The following is a 261-nucleotide window of genomic DNA, read 5'->3' as shown; positions in this document are numbered from 1 at the left end:
GAAAAAGAATTGGAATTTCTGTTGGACCGAAGTGGGTGCCGAACTGACCGGAGTGGCCCAGTCCCTGATCACCACCTGTCGGCTGCACGACATCAATCCCTATGACTACCTAGTGGATGTGTTGCAACGGGTGGGACAGCATCCGGCCAGGGATATCGGGCAATTGACCCCACGCTGCTGAAAAGCGCACTACGCAGACAACCCCCTGCGCTCCGATCTGTATCGTTTCACCCAGCACAGCCATTCGTAACCCCCTCCCGA

Annotated in this window: 1 protein-coding gene; it reads left to right on the top strand. The window is 56.7% G+C overall.

The features are described 5' to 3' along the window. A partial coding sequence (locus IV91_RS16405; RefSeq protein ID WP_035418929.1) for a transposase domain-containing protein occupies positions 1-181 on the top strand: 181 nt, incomplete at its 5' end. Positions 182-261 lie beyond the last annotated feature (80 nt).

Source organism: Ferrovum myxofaciens (assembly GCF_000735045.1).
GTDB classification, from domain to species: domain Bacteria; phylum Pseudomonadota; class Gammaproteobacteria; order Burkholderiales; family Ferrovaceae; genus Ferrovum; species Ferrovum myxofaciens.
This window is presented reverse-complemented; position numbering and strand designations above follow the sequence as displayed.